We start from the raw sequence: 15,930 nt of genomic DNA on the forward strand, positions 1-15,930 counted from the left end.
CTCTCATTAAATTGCAGGCTCTCAGCTTTCATTTATGAGTTATTAAGAGAATGCTAAGTAGAATGAGAAAATCATCAATCCAAAGAATGAATGAAAAAATAACACAAGGGGAATTTAATGGCTAAAGTCATGAAAACTATGGATGGTAACGAAGCTGCTGCATACGCATCTTACGCCTTTACCGAAGTTGCTGGTATTTACCCAATTACACCTTCTTCTCCAATGGCGGATTTTACCGACATTTGGGCAAGTCAAGGCAAAAAAAACTTATTTGGCATGCCTGTAAAAGTTGTTGAGATGCAAAGCGAAGGTGGTGCTGCTGGAACCGTACATGGCTCACTTCAAGCAGGTGCCCTTACCACAACGTATACAGCATCACAAGGTTTGTTACTTAAAATCCCAAATATGTATAAAATGGCAGGCGAGTTGTTACCAAGCGTAATCCATGTGAGTGCTCGTACTCTTGCAACCCATGCTCTTTCAATCTTTGGTGATCATCAAGATGTTTATGCCGCACGCCAAACAGGTTATGCGATGCTTTCTTCAGGTTCTGTTCAACAAGTTATGGACTTAGCGGGTGTTGCGCATTTATGTGCGATTAAAGGACGCGTTCCATTTATGCACTTCTTTGATGGTTTCAGAACTTCACATGAAATTCAAAAAATTGAAGTGATGGACTATGCTGTCTTTGATAGATTGCTAGACAAAGAAGCGGTTCAACGTTTCCGAGATGAAGCTCTTAACCCAGAACATCCAAAAACAAGGGGAACTGCTCAAAACGATGATATTTATTTCCAAGGCAGAGAAGCGCAAAATAAATTTTACGATGCATTGCCTGACATCGTAGCCCATTATATGGCTGAAATCTCAAAAGAGACAGGACGCGATTATAAACCTTTCACCTATTATGGTGCAAAAGATGCTGATCGTATCGTTGTTGCGATGGGTTCAGTGACTGAGTGTTTGAAAGAAACTATTGATTATTTAATGAGTAAAGGCGAAAAAGTAGGTTTGATTACGCCACACCTTTACCGTCCATTTAGTATCAAATACCTTATGGATGTTATGCCTGAATCTGTTAAAAAGATTTCAGTACTTGATCGTACTAAAGAAGCAGGATCAATCGGCGAGCCATTGTATCTTGATATGAGAGCAGCTTTCTATGGTCATAAAAATGCGCCTATCATTGTGGGTGGACGTTATGGTCTTTCTTCAAAAGACGTTGATCCAGCACAAATGTTAGCCGTTTTCGAAAACCTTAAACTTGCTGAACCTAAAAACGACTTTACTGTAGGTATTGTTGATGACGTTACGTTTAAATCACTTGACGTTAAAGAAAAAATGAGTTTGGGCGAGCCTGAGACTAAAGAGTGCTTGTTTTATGGACTTGGTGCTGATGGTACGGTAGGTGCGAATAAAAGCTCTATTAAAATCATTGGTGACGAGACAGATATGTATGCTCAAGCATACTTTGCGTATGATTCCAAAAAATCAGGTGGTTTCACACGTTCACACTTACGTTTTGGAAAACATCCTATTCGTTCAACATACCTTGTCTCTAACCCGCACTTTGTTGCCTGTTCAGTGGCTGCATACCTTGAATTGTATGAGGTAATTGATGGTATCAGAGAGCATGGAACATTCCTTCTTAACTCTATCTGGGATGCTGATGAGACGATCAAAAGAATTCCAAATCGTGTTAAAAAAATTCTAGCAAACAAAAAAGTAAATTTTTATATTATCAATGCAACAAAACTTGCGCGTGATATTGGTCTTGGTAATAGAAGCAATACCATCATGCAATCAGCATTCTTCAAACTAGCCGAAATTATTGATTTTGAACAAGCGCAAGCATTTATGAAAAAACAAGCGTACAAATCCTACCACAAAAAAGGTGAGCAGATTGTAGAGCTTAACTACAAAGCCATCGATGTGGGTGCAAGTGGACTTGTCAAAGTAGATGTCGATCCATCATGGGCAAATCTTCCTGAAGATGCGAAAAAAGAAGATGACAAATATGTTGGAACAGCATTTGTAGAAAAAATTGCAAAACCAATCAATGCAGCACGAGGTGACAGCTTACCTGTTTCTGTTTTCAATGGTTATGAAGATGGTACATTTGAGCATGGAACCACTGAGTATGAAAAACGTGGTGTTGGTGTAACGGTACCAAAATGGATTGAAGAGAATTGTATTCAATGTAATCAATGTACCTTTGTATGTCCACATGCGGTTATTCGTCCATTCCTTATCAATGATGCAGAGTTTGCCCTCGCACCAGCGGGCGTAAAAGCACATGCATTGGATGCTAAAGGAAAAGAGCTTAAAGATTTTAAATACAAGATCCAAGTTTCATCACTTGATTGTACTGGTTGTGATCTTTGTGTTGAAGCATGTCCTACCAAAGAAAAATCACTTGTGATGGTTCCACTGGGTGAGAGTTTAGAAGCGGGTGAACAAGAAAATGCTGATTACCTCTTCAAAAAAGTAACGTATAAAGATGATATTCTTTCAAAAAGTACGCTTAAAGGCGCACAATTTGCACAGCCACTCTTTGAGTTCCATGGAGCATGTCCAGGTTGTGGTGAGACTCCATATATTACACTAGCAACAAGACTTTTTGGCGATAGTATGATGATCGCTAATGCAACAGGATGTTCATCAATTTATGGTGGTTCAGCACCTTCTACACCTTATCGCAAAAATGCTGAAGGACACGGTCCTGCATGGGGCAACTCACTCTTTGAAGACAATGCTGAATTTGGTCTAGGTATGCATGTTGCAACAGAAACAATGCGCCATAGAGTTCACTCTGTGATGGAAGCATCTGTTGAGAAAGCTCCAAATGCAATCGCAGCACTTTATAAAGACTGGATTGAGTTTAGAGATGATAGAGTAAAAAGTACTGAAATTCGCGATCTTCTTGTTCCTTTGTTGGAAGCGAATCCAACAGCCGCTGGTGCAGATGTGATCTTAAGCCTCAAACAATTTATTTCTAAAAAATCACAATGGATTTTTGGTGGAGATGGTTGGGCTTATGACATCGGTTACGGCGGACTTGACCATGTTATCGCAAGTGGTGAAGATGTTAACATTTTGGTTCTTGATACTGAGGTTTACTCAAATACAGGTGGTCAAAGCTCAAAATCTTCTCGTGCGGGGTCTATCGCTCAGTTTACAGCAGCAGGAAAGCCTAGTCAGAAAAAAGATCTTGGTTATATCGCTATGACTTATGGTAACGTTTTTGTTGCACAGATCAACTCTAATGCATCTGCAGCACAAACCATTAAAGCATTTGAAGCAGCTGAGGCTTACAACGGCGTTTCACTTATCATTGCGTATTCTCCATGTATTGCACACGGAATTAAAGGTGGTATGGGTCACTCTGGAACGCAAGGTGAACTTGCAACGAAGTGTGGTTACTGGCCAATTTATACGTATGATCCTCGCCTTGAAAAAGAGGGTAAAAATCCTGTTAAAATTACAGGAAAAGAGCCTGATTGGTCATTGTATGATGATTTCTTGATGAACGAAGTACGTTATGCGTCACTTAAAAAGTCAAATCCAGAGCATGCTCAAGCACTTTTTGAGCACAATAAAAAAGATGCACAACGCAGATGGAGACAATTAAATCGTTTAGCAAGTGCGGATTTTTCAAATGAGTTAGAGGGCTAAGAAAGTCCTCTCATTTAGGAGAGAAAAAAGGAGAAGAGTTTTTCTTCTCCTTTACTTTATTTTTGTACTTCCGCACTCACTTGTGCGTTTGATTTGACCACATCGCCACTTCCATGAATGATATGAGGAATACAGCCTGTACAGACATGAATCTCTTCACCATTCTTCATCGCTTTAATAAACACAGCACCAGCGCTCTCGTCACTTGATCTCAAGCAAACATTACACACTTGAATATTGTTAATTTCCATAAAAGGCTCCTTGTTAAGTTTTGGGTATTATAGTTAAAAAAAAAGTAGAAAAGATTGAGCGAGATCAAGTTTACATGTAAGCTTTTGCTTGTTGGCGTCAAGCGTTTTGTAAAAATGCCTATAAAAGTTAATTCTGCCAACATCGTTGGCAAGCTTTAGTAACCTAGTGTAACGTAGCCAAAAGAGGTTTGCTTGTTGGCGTCAAGCGTTTTGTAAAAACGCCTATAAAAATAAAACCACGCTAATCATCGCTTCAATACCAATATCCACAGGCTCTTTTCCAATAACTCTAGCACTGTTTTTAACTTGAAAGATGATTTGGCTTAGCAGAACTTCAAAGTTAAAGTTGGAGGGGTCTAAAATACTCTCTTTATGATTTTTGATAAAGGCAAGATTTTGGATCATCTCCCAAGAGGGTTGTTCTCCGGCGTGGGCTCTATTTTGAAACTCGACTTGCCAGTTGTTTTGCCACGTTAAGAAGAGGTAATTATCGTTTTTATCTTTTGCCGTTTTAACTTTCCATTTCACGACTTCAAGGTAATAGTAGAGCTTTTTAAAAGCCTCTTGATCATACGTCAGTGTGGTGATTTGATGACCTTCTCCAATTTTATAGGTTTCCCAAATCAATTTATAGAGTCCAATGATGAGAAAATCATTTCGATCGGGGATATTACTGTTTTTATCAAAGGCTATGCGCAAATAGTCATCGTAAGATTTCAAAGAGACACCATTGTACTTCATGCGAATACTATTTTTTGAGGTGCGCATTTCGTTAAGGATAAAACTTTGGCTCTCTTTACTGTAACTTTTTGGGTTGCGAAGGTCAAGCTTTTCTTTATAGGTAATAAGGTTTTCAATAACCTTGCTATAGTCATAATGCAACGATGCCGCACCATGAGATTGTAGCACTTCACCTATTTTTTCTTGCGGGTTTGTGTTGGTTGTAGCGCAACCGCAAAGAAAAAAAACCAAAAAAAAGCAGAGTCTAACCATCCAAAAGTTCCTTTCCTTTATTGATCTGCTTTTTGATGATTTTGATGCTATCGTGAATCGCTTCACGTTTGATAAGATCACTTTCATCTTTAAGCTCTTTCTTGAGTGTAATGCGTCTGAGTTTCAGTTTTTTAAGAAGCTCTTTAATGGTCTGTTTTTTTGTACTCTCTTCATTTTGAACAGTTATGCCAAAAATATCTTTGATTTTCTGAATAAATTTTAAGCCATTCATGAGGTACTCCTTGGCTCGGTTGTATGCGTTAGATCGGTTACTTCGTTCTCATTTAAGATCAAAGCTTCGCGACCTTCTGAGAACTCTGTATCGGCATGGATGAAAAGAACATGGGCTACTTTTGTGAGTTCCGAAGCAATGGTATAAGCGTATGTGGTATCGTTCATCAAGGATGTTGCCATTGTATAGGTAATTTTATTGGTACGAATAAGATTATCGAGTGATTTATTTGCCGCAATATCATATTTCTGAGCATCAAGCTGAAGTTTGCTCAGAAGTAAAACAGCTACATCTTCTTCGGTTGTGTTAATAATCAGCTGCATATTGCGCAGATGCTTAATGAGGTTTCTGCGAATATGGTTGTATTCATTTTTAATGTCATCATTGTCTGATTCGAGGTAACGAAGCATATTTTTTTGCATGTGTTTAGAGGCTTTAAAAGCTTCAACCATGCCGATGGTGGCATTTTTAATAGGTATTAAATTTCGGTTACTTTCATCGGAAAATTTACCTTGTGCAAGAATTGCAAAGTTAATGATTTTGCCATAAATCTCTTTGATACGTTTTTCATAATACTCATCCATATTGACTTGTATTGCTTTATTGCGTAGTTTTAAAATATCGTCTATCTCCATACCCGAAGTAATGTCTTCTTTCGTCACGCTCATCCCTTTGGCAATGATGTCAAAAACATTATTGTAAAGATGCTTGGTCTCTTTGAGAAGTGTTATTTGCGCGGTATCGGGGAAATCAAGTGCGACATCGTTGATAAAAAGAACATCATCTCTCTCACTTTCGACTACTTTTTCAGGTTTGAATAAGTGGTTTAAAAGAGCGACAAGTCCATGCACCACAGGCGCAAATAAAAGCACACAGATAAGATTGAAGTAGGTATGATACAAAGCAAGTTTCAGCGTGTAATCATGTGCTGGAATGCCAAAAAATGGAGCTGTAATATCGATAAAATGAATAAATTGTGGGACAAACCAAATGAGTAGAAAGCCTGTGAGACTGTTAATTAAAAAGTGCGCACCCGCAAGTTTTTTACCTTCAAAACTAGCACCAAGCGCACCAATGATCGCGGTAATGGTCGTTCCAATATTGGCACCAATGGTCAGCGCAATCGCGTTTTCATAGGTAATCTGTGAAGCGGAGAGTGCTGTGAGAATCAAGACTAAGGAGGCATGAGAGGATTGCATAATGATGGTTATGCCAGCACCGATAAAAGCAAAAAGAAGCAAACCTTTGAACCCATCGGCGGAGTATTGGGTAAGATCAATCGTTGCTTTAAACGCGTCAAACCCTTCTTTCATATAAGCAATTCCTAAAAAGGAAAAACCAATCCCAGCAAGGGCATAACCAATGCCTTTAAGACGTTTACTTTCTTGAAAAATAAATAAAGTTCCAAAGACAAGCATTGGAAGTGCGTAGGTGGCAATGCTGATTTTAAGCCCTAATCCTGCGATGAGCCAAGCACCAGTGGTCGTGCCAATATTGCCGCCTAAAATGATACCAATACCTTGTGCAACACTAATGAGTCCAGCACTGATAAAAGAGATGGCGATAACAGCGGCTAATCCACTTGACTGCATGAGTGTCGTAATCAGTGCGCCAAAGAGAATACTTCGGTAAAGATTATGTGTGATTTTTTTGAGAAACTTGTCGAGAAGACCACCGACAAAGAAGCGAAACCCTTCTTCTAAACTTTGCATACCAAACAAAAAGATTGCCACGCCTGCTGCAATATGGAGCATGTTCTGACTTTGAAAAAAAGTATACGACAGGGCGATAATCACCACAATAAGGAACAGTCGTTTCAAAATATTCCTTTACATGTAAAGTATGGTATATGGGAAATTATTGTACACTTTTTTAAAGAAAATTCATTAATAAAAGGACTTAAAATGCCATTACTTGATAGTTTCTGTGTAGATCACGTCAAAATGCCAGCTCCTGCAGTCAGAGTTGCTAAAACGATGAAAACACCTCACGGTGACGAAATTACCGTATTTGATCTTCGTTTTTGCAAACCTAACCAAGCTATTTTGCCAGAACGTGGTATTCACACGTTGGAACATCTTTTTGCGGGTTTTATGCGCAACCATTTGAATGGAGCAGGTGTTGAGATTATCGATATTTCACCGATGGGGTGTCGTACCGGTTTTTACATGAGTTTAATTGGCTCACCTGAGGCTTCCCGCGTGGTAGAAGCGTGGAAAGCTTCGATGAATGATATTTTACATGTAAAGAGTGAAAATGACATTCCTGAGCTTAATGTCTACCAATGCGGAACCTATAAAATGCACTCGCTAGAAGAGGCACATACGATTGCTTCGAGTATTCTTTCCTCAGGGATTGGTGTAATGGATAATGAAGCGTTAAAGCTCGATACGTCAAAACTCTAAAAATTTTCGTCCCATTGAGGTCGCTTTGAGATGTTAAAATAATTTGGGGCATTGTTTAAGCCTTGGTTATTGACATCTTAGAGCGATGCGTAAGCGTCTTAAAGGAACACAATGGAGCGTTTAGTTGCAAGGTATAAAGAGGGCAATCTGATTGTTCAGATTCTCATTGGTATGGTGGTGGGCGTTATAATCGCTCTTATTTCTCCAACAGCAGCACAGGCTGTTTCAATTTTAGGTACACTTTTTGTAGGGGCACTTAAAGCCGTTGCACCTATTTTGGTTTTAGTGTTGGTCGCAACAGCGATTGCAACCAAGCCGGTGGGTGTTCAGACAAACATTAAGCCTATCGTTAAACTCTACGCCATTGGTACATTTTTATCCGCACTCATTGCCGTTGTCGTCAGTTTTACTTTCCCTTTAACATTAGTATTAGCCAATGGCGCAGATGCTGGTTTAACACCTCCTCAAAGCATTATTACAGTCATTAAAGGCGTTTTAGTAAGTATGGTGGATAACCCTATTAATGCGCTTGCAAAAGGCAATTACATTGGTGTTCTCACTTGGGCAATTGCAGCAGGACTTGCGCTTCATTACAGCAGTGAGCAGACAAAAACAGTGATGCAAGATGCGAGTGATGCCATGACAAAGATTGTTCAAGCCGTTATTCGTTTAGCGCCATTTGGTATTTTGGGTATTGTGGCTGAAACATTCACCGAAACTGGCTTTTCAGCACTCTTTGGTTATGGAAAATTATTGATCGTTTTAGTCGGCACTATGGTGTTTGTCGCCCTTGTGCTTAATCCCATCATTGTCTATATTAAAATGCGCAAAAATCCTTACCCACTCGTCTTTCTATGTCTTAAAGAGAGCGGCGTTACGGCATTTTTTACCAGAAGTTCGGCGGCAAACATTCCTGTCAATATGGCACTGTGCAAAAGACTCGGGTTGGATGAAGATACTTACTCGATCTCTATTCCTTTGGGCGCAACCGCCAATATGGCAGGCGCAGCCGTTACCATTACGGTCTTAACGCTTGCAACGGTTAATACACTCGGTATTTCGGTGGATATTCCAACCGCATTGCTTTTGAGTGTCGTCTCAAGCATCGCAGCAGCAGGTGTTTCAGGCGTTGCGGGTGGATCATTGTTGTTGATTCCATTGGCATGTGGACTTTTTGGTATTAGCGATCAATTGGCGATGCAAGTTGTGGCGATTGGCTTTTTGATTGGCGTGATTCAAGACTCAACAGAAACCGCACTAAACAGTTCAACAGACGTTGTCTTTACCGCGGCGTGTTCAACAAAACCACTGAATATTTAAATAGGAGAGTTCTTGAAGAACTCTCAACACGTTTTCGAAGCTAAGCTTCGAAAACTACGTTAACACTAAGTTTTCTTCGGCAGAAAGCCCACGCACCTTTGGTGCTTTTCTTCTTGTAAATGTAGTTTTGCAAGAAGTCTATTACATGTAAAAAGGTTTGGCACTTAATTGGAGGCAAAAAACTCCAATTTTTTGCCAAATCCCAATGTGTTGTCTGTGAATTTAAGATAGCGTATCTCAATGCTCCAAAGATGAGGTCGCATCGCAATCGCATAAGGAAAGCGTTTAAAATAGGCTTTTTCCTCCACGTCATTGGCTTCTCTAAACACTCCCGTAAACTGCACCCCTTGAATTTTCCCAACAAGTTTTGTCTCTAGTGCAACACTGCCTGCCACGTGTGCATTTTCCAGCGCTTCACGTCCGTGCCTTGTCTTCTCATCAGTTGCAATGACAAAGGTAGCACTTGGTTCAACAAACGCATAAAAACAGGTGGCGCAATAGGGGAGATTGTCTTTACATGTTGCCAAGTTTAGAAGATGATGTTTTTTTAAAAAAGTGGTAATAGTCTCATCGATCATAAAGGGGTACCACCCTTGAGGTCTTCATCTGTAACCGTGATACTTTTACGCCACTTTTCAATTTTGAGATCATTCTCCAAAATGTGTTCTGCGAGCCATTTTTTCGCAATCATCTGCATGCTGGTTTGTAACTCTTCAATGGTTTTTTTCTCTTTGAGAATTTTATTCATTCCCTCGATGATACTTTCATGTAGTTTGCGATGTTTAATGTACAGAGGATAGTGAATGCTTTGCATATACGCTTCCTCTTCTTTAAAATGTTTCGCCATATAGTCGTAAAATTCTTTGAAAAGTTTAGAAAGTTCAGCTTTAGTTGTTGTAGCGGCATCAAGCTTTTGCACCGTTTTGGCAAGCTCAAATAGCTCTTGATGTTGAAGGTCTAGCAGTTCATGATGTACGCTATATCGCTCATCCCATTCAATGATCACTTATATTCCTCATAAAATAATTTTACACTATTTTAGCATGGTTTGAGTTTTTTACGTGTAAAGCACTAGAAAACTCTAGTGCTTTTTAAATCCTAAGTCGATGAGGTATAAAAGAGGTCCTGTCATAAACGTGGTTACAAGTGCCATAATGACGAACATCGTAAATAAAATAGGGGATAAAATGCCTAGCTCATAGCCGATGTTTAAAACAACCAACTCCATAAGTCCTCTTGTGTTCATTAGCGCGCCGATGGCAAGAGAGTCTTTCCATGAGATTTTCATAAAACGGCTCGCAATAGCACTACCGATAAATTTACCCACAACTGCAACCACAATGATAGCCAGACAGATCATCAAATGTTGAGATTCAAGTAAATTGATCTGTGTGCGGAGTCCTGTAAGGGCAAAGAAAAGCGGTAAAAGTACGAGCAGACTCACATACTCTAAACGAGGGGCAATGCGTTCTTTAAGCTCACTCTCGCTGGTTGAGGGCATCATAACACCTGCCATAAACGCACCAAAAAGGGCATGAATACCCAATAATTCTGTCGTAAGAGAACTTGCTAGTAAAATGACTAAAACAATGGTGGTAACTTTCATGTCAAGTGTTTCGTGCATTTGTTTACCAAGACTTCGTAAAAAAGGTTTGATGATAAACAGCATCACCATGATATAGATAACAATAGGAATCAGCATAAGCACTGACATTAAAAGATTGGTTGATGTTGAAACGGAAATAACAATGGCTAAGATGTACCATGCCGTTGCATCATCTGCCGCTGCACACGTGAGTGCCATCGCGCCATAAGAGGTTTTGGTAAGGTTGCGGTCTTTGAGAATACGCGCAAGTACTGGAAAGGCAGTAATGCTCATCGCGATGCCGATGAAAAGTGCAAAAGCAGTAAACGTGACTGAAGAGGAAGCAAAAGAGGGATAAATAACATAAGCAAGTATAGTCCCCAAGAAAAAGGGAAAGATAATGCTGATATGACTAATCACAATAGAAGCTTTACTCTGTTGTTTGAGTTTGTCAAAGTCAAGCTCCATTCCCACGACAAACATAAACAGAAGCAGACCAATTTGGCTTAAAAAGTGTAGGTTCTGGAATGAACTTTTAGGAAACAGTAGTGCTGAGAACTCTGGAAAAACAAGACCCAAGAGAGACGGTCCAAGAAGGACACCTGCAAAAATCTCACCGATAACGGGCGGTTGCGAAAGTTTGGAAATCAAAATGCCAAAGGTACGAGCTGCACCCATAATAACGATGATCTGCACCAACAAAAGTGCGAGTGGATGGGAAAGTTGCTTGGTAAATGTCGTTTGTAGATTATCCCAAAAACTTCCAACTGAAACAGGCTCCGAAATGAATCCTGTGCCTATATAAAGGGCATTGCCATAGTTTATAACTAAAAAGATACCACCACCAAAAAGAAGCAGTGAAAAGAGATAAATTTTCATAGAGCGATCCATCGATAACCTCCTTGAATCTAAGAGAGACACTTAGATATAAGATTCAATTATAGCATAGGGGGTTTGCTCGAATTCTTAAGCGCTCTGAACTCTTTACATGTAAAAGAAAATGCTCAATAAAAAACCATCCCTTTTGTTACCAAGTTGATATAATGTTTTCATAGAATTATCGCATGAAAGGAAGTGGGATGTCAGTCAACAAAGTTTATGTGCTCGATACCAACATTATCTTGCACAATACCAATTTTATTAAAGAGTTGTGTGATGGCGGCAACAACATCATTGTAATCCCAGAAACGGTGCTTATAGAGCTGGAAGATTTTAAAAAGAACTTCACGGAACTGGGTTACCAAGCCAGAAGTTTTGCTAGAATGCTGGCTTCCTGCAAAGTAGAAGAGGTCGACAGTGGTGAGCTTTTTCGTGTGGTTAAGATGCGCTATGAAGAAGATATTGCGATTCACCTCTTCTCCAAGACAGTTTACAACTCCGATATAGACTCGCAATTTATCAATGAATCCAACGACAAGCGTATTCTCGAAGTGGCATCGGGTGCTCAGACGTACTACCCTGATTATAAAGTGATTTTTCTCTCCTTAGACGTTTATGCGCGTATGTTTGGACTTTTCTACAATGTCACCGTTGAATCCTTGCGTGAAGATCGAAGCGATGTGCCAGAGTTTGAGTTTGTAAAACAACTTCCCATCGACTCAGCACTTTTCAATACACTCGATAAAAAGCTGATTCAGGAGTATGATCCAGAATATAACAGTGGAAATTATTGCTACGAGTTTGTCAGTAGCGATGGTAACTCTGAACACGCCATTATTTCCCCTGGTGGTATCATCCACATGCTCAACGAAGAGCTTGATTTTAGAGGCTTAGAAGTCAAACCGATCAACCTCAAACAGAAGTTTTTTATGAAAGCACTTCTTTCCAACATGTACGACATTCATGTCATTGATGCCCGTGCAGGTAGCGGTAAAACTTTGATGGCGTTTGTTGCCGCGATGAGGCTTGTGAGCAAAGGCAGTTACGAGAAAATTGTCTATGTTAGAAACTCCATCGAAAGCGTTGATAAAGGTGCGGACGTTGGCTATCTTTCAGGTAACGATGAGAAGTTCCGCATCTACAATATGGCACTGTATGATACGCTTGAATTTATCGCTAAAAAACGGATGAAAAAGCGCGATAATACGCAAGAACCGCAAGTAGCGATAGAGAAAAAAGTACAGGAGCTCATGACCAAGTACAACATCGAAAAGCTCTGGCCAGGTGAAGCGAGAGGTCGTACACTCTCAAATGCCATCGTCATCTTAGACGAGTGGCAAAACAGCTCAAATAACACCACACAGCTCATTTTATCGCGCCTTGATAACAACTGTAAAGCCATCGTGATTGGTTCAAACAGACAGATCGACAATATGTATCTTAACCGCTTTAACAACGGTTTGACATCACTGTTAAAACAGACCAAAAAACCGCAGACACACATTTCGCTTTTTGCGATAGAGTTAGACAAATCGGTACGCGGTAAATTCTCGCACTTTGCCGATGATATTTTTGGGGATGGCGACAAACACAAATGACCAAATACCAATTTAGTGGGGATGAAGACCCGATCATTTTTCGCTCCATCTTTATCTCTGACCTTCACTTGGGAACACGTTTTTCCCAAGCGGAGGAGCTTTTGGAATTTTTAAAATACTCTCATTCGGAAAACCTCTACTTAGTCGGCGATGTCATTGATGGCTGGGCGATTAAGCGCAAAATCAAATGGGCGCAGTCACACTCCGATGTTATTCAAAAAGTGCTCAGAAAAGCACGTAAAGGCACAAACGTTTACTATATCACTGGCAATCACGATGACTTTTTACGCTCTTTTTTACCTTTGGGATTGGGAGATCACATCAAAGTAGTCGATGAGGTAGAGTATATGAGCCTCAACAAAGAGCGTTTTTTCATTACGCATGGTGATTTTTTTGACAGCATTACGATGACGAAAAGGTGGCTCGCCATTTTGGGCGATTTGGGGTACGATCTTCTTCTTAACATCAATCAAGTCATTGGTTGGTTTCGTAAGAAGCTTCGTTACCACAGCCACTGGTCGCTTTCTAAGTATGTCAAAGATAATGTCAAAAGCTCCATCTCTTTTATTACGGATTTTGAGCACATCCTCAGTGAACATGCCAAACGACATCACTACGATGGCGTGATTTGCGGGCATATTCATAAGGCAGAAATCAGGGATATTGAGGGTATAAAGTATTTAAATTGTGGCGATTGGGTCGAGTCCTGCACGGCAATCGTTGAGACCTTAGAGGGTGAATTTAGGATTATACGATGGCTGGGACATTGAAAATATCACTTGCGCTTTCAGGAGGGGCGGCTAGGGGCGCGTTTCATTTAGGCGTCATTGCCGCCTTTGAGAGGCACGATGTAGAGATAGCTGCCGTTTCAGGTACCAGCATTGGTGCGGTCATTGCCGCAGGCGTAGGATCGGGTGTGAGCGCATTTGATATGATTCGCATTTTTAAAAGCAAAGCGTTTCGCAAAGTGTTTCACTTTAACTATTTTCGAAAAGGACTTCTTCGCATCAATGAAAAGGCAACTATTTTAAAAGAGATAGCACCTATTTCTCGCTTAGAGCAGATGCCAATCCCAACCTTTATAACCTGTGTGGATCTTCCTAGTGGTGAGATCGTACGTTTTTCTCAGGGTGAAACGATAAAGCTCGCCATTGCAAGCTCTGCACTCATTCCTATTTTTCGCCCCATCGCGTATGAAAATTATATGCTTATTGATGGTGGGTTTATGGACAATTTACCCGTAGAGCCACTTTTAGGGCTTGGCAATCCTATCGTTAGTGTCAACCTTTTTCCTTTACATGTAAAATCAAAAGGGACACTTTTTTCCAGTTTTGAGCGGGCGATTTATCTCTCCATCCTAGCTTCTTCCAAGCAACAGATAGAGCAGAGTGATTTGTGCATCAGCGATCCTGCTTTGGATAATTTTGGATTGTTTACTTTTGGGCAATTAGAGGCATGTTTTGAGCTAGGTTACGCTAAAGGCAGTGAGTCTATTTTGACTTTTATGGCACAACAAAGTATAATCTAATCTTTTTAAAGGTGATATGTGATCAAAGGAATAGAATGACAAGCAAAGATTATTTAACCCAAATGTTCTCCCTTCAGCAAAAGCTGAACGATGAAACCAACGGCATTGGCTGGGAAAATGGGTACACAAAAAACAACCGCATGATTAACTGGAAACGATGTATTTATATGGAGTGTGCGGAGCTCATTGATAGTTTTAGTTGGAAACATTGGAAAAACATTAACAAACCTACTGACTGGGACAATGTCACCGTTGAAATCGTCGATATCTGGCATTTTATTATGAGTTTATTGTTAGAAGATTATAAAACCAATGGCAAAGGCGACATCGAACAACTCGTTTTAGATGTACTGGATGTTCAAGGTTTTGAAGCATTTACCAAAGAGCCATTATCCGCAGGTTCTGCTGATCCGATGGAGCTTATTAACGACATTGAGAGCATTATCCACGATACAACAGGCTTTGAGATAGACCTTTACGATGGGCTTTTATGTGAGTATTTTACACTCTCACGCAAATGTGGCATTAACCTCAAAGTATTGTATAAATTTTATGTGGCAAAAAATGTTCTGAACCAGTTCCGTCAGGATCATGGGTACAAAGAGGGACATTACATCAAAGTATGGAATGGCAAAGAGGACAACGAAGTGATGCTCTCGCTCCTACAAGGAGAGTCTGCTCCAACGGTCGATGCACTTTATAAAAAGCTCGAAAAAGCCTATCCAAAGGCGTAAAAAACAGCTTGCAAAATTAATATTGCAAGCTGTCAAAGCACCAAAGGTGCGCGGGCGTTGCGCCGAGCAAAACACAGTGTTAACGTAGTCTTTGGAGCTTTGCTTCAAAGATGTGTACAGAGTTCTTGTAGAACTCTAATGGGCTTTTCCCTACTTTTTATTGTAAACGATACTTCTGCTTTTAGGCGTTTCTAAAAATTCTACGTGTGAGACTTCCACTCCCAAACGACTCATCTTTTTCGCAATGATACCGAGTAACCATGTTGAAATGTTTTCACTGGTTGGCACAAAATCGACGATAATGTAGCCTTCATACATCTCTACGATGTGGCTTGGTTGATCGGTGATCGTATTTAAGTCGGGAGTTTTATAGCCTGCTTCATTTTCAATAAGGTTTTTTTTGTCTGCAAAATGTGGCAACAATGTTTCAAAAAGCGGGTCATGAATATCGATGATGAATTTATGATCTAACGTGGTGTCTAAAAAGAGCTTGAACCAATTGAGATGATGAAAGTCGGTGACCATGCCATTTTTGAGCTCACTGCTTTGTAAAAAAACGATGATTTTGCCTTGATGACCATGAAGGTGACGACATGCTAAACACCCACTCAGTGAAAACTCAGCGTCCAGCTCTTGCGACCAAACGCGGTGTCCGTAACAAAAATCAAACTCTTTACTAATTTGCCAAAGCATTTACATGTAACCTTTCTATTTCATAGGATGATGTGTA

General features: G+C 40.1%; 15 protein-coding genes. 7 read left to right on the forward strand and 8 right to left on the reverse strand.

From position 1 onward, the window contains the following. Window positions 1-117: 117 nt before the first annotated feature. Entirely contained in the window at window positions 118-3,675 is a 3,558-nt protein-coding gene (nifJ, locus tag N0B29_RS12255; protein WP_263834010.1) for a pyruvate:ferredoxin (flavodoxin) oxidoreductase, read from the forward strand. Window positions 3,676-3,731: 56 nt separating this feature from the next. Here nifJ and N0B29_RS12260 read toward each other — a convergent pair whose 3' ends face one another. From N0B29_RS12260 to N0B29_RS12275, 4 genes are all read right to left on the reverse strand, one after another. Further along, window positions 3,732-3,926, reverse strand: coding sequence for a hypothetical protein (locus N0B29_RS12260; RefSeq protein ID WP_263834011.1), 195 nt, complete (start codon window positions 3,924-3,926; stop codon window positions 3,732-3,734). A 222-nt stretch (window positions 3,927-4,148) separates the two neighbouring features. Then, window positions 4,149-4,919, reverse strand: a complete 771-nt coding sequence (locus tag N0B29_RS12265; RefSeq protein ID WP_263834012.1) for a hypothetical protein — start codon at window positions 4,917-4,919, stop codon at window positions 4,149-4,151. After that, a complete protein-coding gene (locus N0B29_RS12270) occupies window positions 4,912-5,151 on the reverse strand; it encodes a hypothetical protein (RefSeq protein ID WP_263834013.1) in 240 nt (79 codons plus the stop codon). The genes N0B29_RS12265 and N0B29_RS12270 overlap by 8 nt, the downstream gene beginning before the upstream one ends. Next, complete coding sequence (locus N0B29_RS12275) at window positions 5,148-6,971, reverse strand: Na/Pi cotransporter family protein (RefSeq protein ID WP_263834014.1); 1,824 nt, start codon at window positions 6,969-6,971, stop codon at window positions 5,148-5,150. The genes N0B29_RS12270 and N0B29_RS12275 overlap by 4 nt, the downstream gene beginning before the upstream one ends. Before the next feature lie 84 nt (window positions 6,972-7,055). Here N0B29_RS12275 and luxS point away from each other — a divergent pair, with 84 nt between their 5' ends. Next, complete coding sequence (gene luxS, locus N0B29_RS12280; RefSeq protein WP_263834015.1) at window positions 7,056-7,556, forward strand: S-ribosylhomocysteine lyase; 501 nt, start codon at window positions 7,056-7,058, stop codon at window positions 7,554-7,556. A gap of 111 nt (window positions 7,557-7,667) precedes the next feature. Then, window positions 7,668-8,876: a serine/threonine transporter SstT gene (gene sstT / locus N0B29_RS12285; protein WP_263834016.1), complete on the forward strand. Its 1,209-nt coding sequence runs from the start codon at window positions 7,668-7,670 to the stop codon at window positions 8,874-8,876. 164 nt (window positions 8,877-9,040) lie between these two features. Here the strand turns inward: sstT and N0B29_RS12290 are convergent, their stop codons facing one another. From N0B29_RS12290 to N0B29_RS12300, 3 genes are all read right to left on the reverse strand, one after another. Continuing rightward, window positions 9,041-9,454 (reverse strand): pyridoxamine 5'-phosphate oxidase family protein, encoded by a 414-nt coding sequence (locus N0B29_RS12290; RefSeq protein ID WP_263834017.1) that lies wholly within the window; start codon window positions 9,452-9,454, stop codon window positions 9,041-9,043. Beyond that, window positions 9,451-9,882: a bacteriohemerythrin gene (locus N0B29_RS12295; protein ID WP_263834018.1), complete on the reverse strand. Its 432-nt coding sequence runs from the start codon at window positions 9,880-9,882 to the stop codon at window positions 9,451-9,453. The genes N0B29_RS12290 and N0B29_RS12295 overlap by 4 nt, the downstream gene beginning before the upstream one ends. Before the next feature lie 75 nt (window positions 9,883-9,957). Continuing rightward, window positions 9,958-11,352, reverse strand: a complete 1,395-nt coding sequence (locus N0B29_RS12300) for a cation:proton antiporter (RefSeq protein WP_263834019.1) — start codon at window positions 11,350-11,352, stop codon at window positions 9,958-9,960. A gap of 188 nt (window positions 11,353-11,540) precedes the next feature. Between N0B29_RS12300 and N0B29_RS12305 the strand changes: the two genes are divergently transcribed. Genes N0B29_RS12305 through dut form a run of 4 tightly spaced genes read left to right on the forward strand, consistent with a single transcriptional unit; the run spans window position 11,541 to window position 15,200 of the window. Next, window positions 11,541-12,938 (forward strand): PhoH family protein, encoded by a 1,398-nt coding sequence (locus N0B29_RS12305; RefSeq protein ID WP_263834020.1) that lies wholly within the window; start codon window positions 11,541-11,543, stop codon window positions 12,936-12,938. Then, window positions 12,935-13,708 (forward strand): UDP-2,3-diacylglucosamine diphosphatase, encoded by a 774-nt coding sequence (locus tag N0B29_RS12310; protein WP_263834021.1) that lies wholly within the window; start codon window positions 12,935-12,937, stop codon window positions 13,706-13,708. The genes N0B29_RS12305 and N0B29_RS12310 overlap by 4 nt, the downstream gene beginning before the upstream one ends. Continuing rightward, window positions 13,693-14,466 (forward strand): patatin-like phospholipase family protein, encoded by a 774-nt coding sequence (locus tag N0B29_RS12315; RefSeq protein ID WP_263834022.1) that lies wholly within the window; start codon window positions 13,693-13,695, stop codon window positions 14,464-14,466. The genes N0B29_RS12310 and N0B29_RS12315 overlap by 16 nt, the downstream gene beginning before the upstream one ends. Window positions 14,467-14,501: 35 nt before the next feature. Next, window positions 14,502-15,200: a dUTPase gene (gene dut / locus N0B29_RS12320; protein ID WP_263834023.1), complete on the forward strand. Its 699-nt coding sequence runs from the start codon at window positions 14,502-14,504 to the stop codon at window positions 15,198-15,200. Window positions 15,201-15,350: 150 nt separating this feature from the next. Here the strand turns inward: dut and N0B29_RS12325 are convergent, their stop codons facing one another. Continuing rightward, window positions 15,351-15,893 (reverse strand): 6-carboxytetrahydropterin synthase, encoded by a 543-nt coding sequence (locus N0B29_RS12325; protein WP_263834024.1) that lies wholly within the window; start codon window positions 15,891-15,893, stop codon window positions 15,351-15,353. Between the last annotated feature and the right edge of the window lie 37 nt (window positions 15,894-15,930).

It is taken from the genome of Sulfurospirillum oryzae (genome assembly GCF_025770725.1).
Lineage (GTDB): Bacteria > Campylobacterota > Campylobacteria > Campylobacterales > Sulfurospirillaceae > Sulfurospirillum > Sulfurospirillum oryzae.